This window comes from Longimicrobiaceae bacterium, assembly GCA_035696245.1.
Taxonomy (GTDB): domain Bacteria; phylum Gemmatimonadota; class Gemmatimonadetes; order Longimicrobiales; family Longimicrobiaceae; genus DASRQW01.
Genome location: DASRQW010000244.1, coordinates 1 through 4,078 on the forward strand (window position 1 = coordinate 1; position 4,078 = coordinate 4,078).

Consider the following 4,078-nt stretch of genomic DNA (forward strand, 5'->3'; position numbering starts at 1 on the left):
CGTGTCGGTAGAGACGTTCGAGACGGCCGTGGTCCCGCGCGCGACGCGCGGCACGGTGCGGGCGCACGACGCGACCGGCTCGTCGGTCACGTGCCCGCAGACCAGCTACACGTGCGGCGCGCTGCCGTTCGCAGGCGACGACGACATCTCGCGTCCCTGCTGCGTCTGACCCGAACGGCGGAAGAGAAACGAGATGCGGGGCGCTCCGGTCTTCCGGGACGCCCCGCATCTTTCGTATCCGCTTCGTCGTCTCATCTTCCCAAGGCACGGGGGATGGACGGCCGCGCATGGGCCGCCCCGCATCTCCCGCAACCGCGGTCAGCCGCCGACGGGTGCCACCACGCCGCCGCTCTCCAGCTCCACGATGCGGTTGCGGAGGGTGCCCTCCAGCTCGCCCAGCAGCGCGATGGCGGCACGCAGCGCCTCGACCTGCGTCTCCACGTCTTCGCGGCGGCCCACCTCCTTGAGCGTCCGCGTGAGGTGCACCAGCTGCGGGTACAGCGCCGGGCCCGTCTTGTCGCGCCACTCGTCCGCATAGGCGAAGTGGCCCCACTCGTCGTCGCCGGTCTGCACCAGAACGTCGCCGGTGCGCGTGCACTGGACGTACTCCCTGCCGTCCACGCCGACGCCCAGGCGCGTGAACTTCTCCGGCAGTCCGTGGTGCTTCATCCGCCCTCCAGGTTACGGGTCTCACGCGGGGCGCCCCGGCCGCGGCGGCCCTCTTCCGCATGTTACCCGGCCGCGGCCCCGCGCGCCAGACGCTACGCCGCCCGCATGCGCGACGTGCCGTCTCCCGCAACCTGGACGGACGCCGGCACCTCGGGCGATGGGGCCGCGCCTGCCCGGCCCGCCACCACCGGCACGGCGGCTACGGGCACGACGGCAGATGTGGATTCGGGCGGCGCGGAGCCGGCGGACGCTGCCTCCGCCGACGGCGAACCCGCGGATGGAGAATCGGCCGATGGGGAATCGGCAGGTCGGGAATCGGCGGAAGGCGCGTCTGGAGATGGCGGGGCGGCGAGCAGCGCGCGGGCGCGGCGGGCGAGGTGCGCGGCGCCCAGCGACTCGAAGGTCTCGGCGGCCACGCGGAAGTCGTCCTGTCCCGCGTCGCGCTCGCCCAGGCGGCACAGCACGATGCCGCGCTCCAGCCGCACCTCGGCGTCCACCAGCGCCACGCCGTGGATGGCGCTGCGGGCGGCGGCGCGGTCCAGCAGCGCGTGCGCCTCGGCCAGCTCGCCGCGCCGCGCGGCGATCATCCCCCGCAGCCGGAACACCTCGGCGTGGCCGTACTCGCTGCCGCACGCGTCGAAGCGCACCGCCGCCTGCCGCGCCACCTGCTCGGCCACGCCGGGCTCGCCGCGGCGCAGCGCCAGGCCCGCGCGCTCCAGGATGGCGAAGCCGAACGCCGAGTGGTCGCCCAGCGACTGCGCGTGCGTGGCGGCGGCGGCGAACAGCGCGTCGGCCTCGGCCCAGCGCTCCAGGTCGCGGTGCGCGATGCCCAGGTTGTGGCAGACCTGCGCCTGCCCGGCCACGTCGCCCGCGGTGTCGTACGCGGCGAGCGCCGCGTGGTAGTGCTCCAGGGCCCGCGCCGCGTCGCCCTGCAGCGTGTGCACCGAGCCCAGGTTGTTGGCGATGCGCGCCGCCATCTCGCTCGCGCCCGCCGCGTGCGCCAGCCCCAGCGCGTCGCGGAACCACGCCTGTGCGCTCGCCGGGTCGCCGCCGTGGAAGTGGACGATGCCGATCAGGTTCGTGGCCTTGAGGATGCCCGCGTCGTCGCCCGCCAGGTGGAACGCCGAGAGCGCCCGCCGCGCCGCGTCGAACGCGGTGGCGCGGTCGCTCAGGCGCGAGCACGCCTCGGCCAGCAGGTACAGCGCCCACGGGCACTCGTCCACGCCGCCGCCGGCGGCGAGCAGGACGTACTTGGCCTCCTGCCAGCGCCCGGCGCGCGCCAGGCCGCGCGCCCGCTCCAGCCACTCGGGCATGGCGGCCGCGGCGAACACCTCAGTACCCCACGGCGAACTGCGTGAAGCCCGGCACCGGCGCGCTCACCGTGCGCAGCCACGAGTCGTCCGCACCCTCCAGCGCGCGCCACGGCTCGCCCGCGTCCTGGCTCCACACCCGCAGCGTCTCGTGGTACGGCGGCGGGTCGGCCCAGCGGTACGAGAAGGTGATCCGCGGCTGCGCGGCAGGGTTGAAGACCAGCCCGCTGGGCTCCATGGCCACCGCGAACCGGTCGCCGTCCACCCGCCGCATGGTGATGCGCACCTTCTCGCCGTTGCGTACCGGGCGCCCGCCCAGCGTGGCGCCGCGCAGGGCGTCGGGGCCCGCGACGAAGGCCGCGAGGGGCGTCCCGTCCGCGAAGCCGATCACCACGACCCCAGGACGGCCGGCGACCGCGTCGAACGAGGCGCTGTCGGTGCCGAAGCGGGGGGCGCCGGGCGCACGGTGCACCACGCGCGGCAGCGGGGAGTGCCCGGGCCGTGCGTCGTACGCTGCCGCCTGCGGCGAGGTGAGGGACGCCGAACGGTCGCCGCCGCACGCGCCTGCCATCACGGCGAGCAGCAGCGTTGCGGCGAGCGGGGAGATGCGCTTCATGGGGCCTGCTCCGCGGGTGGGGCGGTACGTGACGTGGCCGGCGGGACCGGCGCTTCAGGGCACCGCCAGGGATGCGGTGCCACTCCGCTGCAACGCGAGAATGCCGCCGCCGCGTCCACATACGCCAACCCGTTATGGATGCATAGCTTACCTGGACAAAATGGCTCCCATATGGTTTGCGTGGATGTAAAAAGGCCGGACGGGATGATCTCCGTCCGGCCTGGAAAGCCGTTGCCGCAGCTGAGGTTCGGAAGAAGCGACCAGAAATTTTACATCTCCGCCACCCGCGGCCGGGAACTGTACCGTCCGCATTTACCGACGGGAACGCGGATGTCCGGAGATGCGCATCCGTCGCTGATCGGCCGATGCTCCACCGGTGCGCCTCATCCCAGCCGGCCCGGGCGATGCGGCGGATGCGCGGCGGGCAATCTACCGGACGTGCTTGTACATCAGGTCGATGAGCTCGTCGTACATCGCCTCGGCCTCGGGCTCGCCGGACAGGATGGCGTTGGTCGCGCAGTGGCGGAGGTGGTTGCGCATCAGCTCGCGGCCGGTGCTGCGCAGCGCCTCGTGCACGGACGCGATCTGCGTCATGATGTCCGCGCAGTACCGGTCTTCTTCCACCATGCGCTGCAACCCGCGGATCTGCCCCTCGATGCGCCGCAGCCGCTTCAGGTTGCGCTCCTTCATCTCGGGATCGACCGCCACCGCTTTGCGGCCCTCGCCATCCATCGCGGACTCGCCGTCCACGAGGTCCGCCGCATCCGTCTCCACCGCCACGCCCGCCGTCGTTTCCACGCTCATCGAATTCGCTCCGTGTCGCTCGCCGCATCGAAATTGTGGTCGATCGCCAATCCACCCGAACAGTCTAGCATACCCTCTCCCCCTATGGTAGTGCGGCCGCGGAGGGAGATGCGGAGCGGCGTCCGCAACCGGCTGACACGAACGAGGGGGACGCGATGCGCTCGCGTCCCCCTCGTTCGCTGCACGGCCGATCTGTCCCGTGCTGCCGCGGCTACGCGACGACGGCGTCTTCTTCGAGGAGCGCGGAGAGGCGCTCCAGGTGCTGCGGCGTGCAGTAGAGGCGTATCTCGCCGCGCTCAGTGCGGCGCACGCGCGGACGGGTGAAGCACACCACCCGCCGATCCGAGCAGAGGCGGTCCAGCGCGCGGGCGGCGCGGGGCACGTCGGTCTGGCTGCCGCCGGGACCCTCGTACGTCCACCCGAAGTGCTGCGCCACCTCCTCGGCCGATATGGCGTCGTGGACGGTGGGGTTGAATGCGTCGTCGTCCAGGTTCTCGATCACCAGCTCGCGGTCGCGCAGGAAGCGCAGCGCTGCCTCGCAGTCCGCCGAGCATTCCGCGTCGCACGGGGCGGGCAGCGCGTGCACGCTCTCCAGCTCGCAGCACTCGCCGCTCACGGGGCGGCCGGCGTCGCCCGCGTGCCAGCGGGCCTTCGCCGCGCGCTCGGCCGTCTCGGGGTC

General features: G+C 73.2%; 5 protein-coding genes. All 5 read right to left on the minus strand.

Translation table 11 applies throughout. The features are described 5' to 3' along the window. Positions 1-318: 318 nt before the first annotated feature. Positions 319-669: a hypothetical protein gene (locus VFE05_11645; GenBank protein HET6230714.1), complete on the minus strand. Its 351-nt coding sequence runs from the start codon at positions 667-669 to the stop codon at positions 319-321. 92 nt (positions 670-761) lie between these two features. Then, the gene (locus tag VFE05_11650) at positions 762-2,000 is read right to left on the minus strand and encodes a tetratricopeptide repeat protein (protein HET6230715.1); all 1,239 of its coding nucleotides are present in this window, start codon (positions 1,998-2,000) and stop codon (positions 762-764) included. 1 nt (position 2,001) lies between these two features. After that, positions 2,002-2,595 carry a hypothetical protein gene (locus tag VFE05_11655; GenBank protein HET6230716.1) on the minus strand — a complete coding sequence of 198 codons (594 nt, stop codon included), beginning with the start codon at positions 2,593-2,595 and terminating at the stop codon, positions 2,002-2,004. A gap of 429 nt (positions 2,596-3,024) precedes the next feature. Beyond that, positions 3,025-3,399 carry a metal-sensitive transcriptional regulator gene (locus VFE05_11660; GenBank protein ID HET6230717.1) on the minus strand — a complete coding sequence of 125 codons (375 nt, stop codon included), beginning with the start codon at positions 3,397-3,399 and terminating at the stop codon, positions 3,025-3,027. Between the two features lie 211 nt (positions 3,400-3,610). Then, the coding region (locus VFE05_11665; protein HET6230718.1) for a hypothetical protein at positions 3,611-4,078 on the minus strand (468 nt) is incomplete at its 5' end.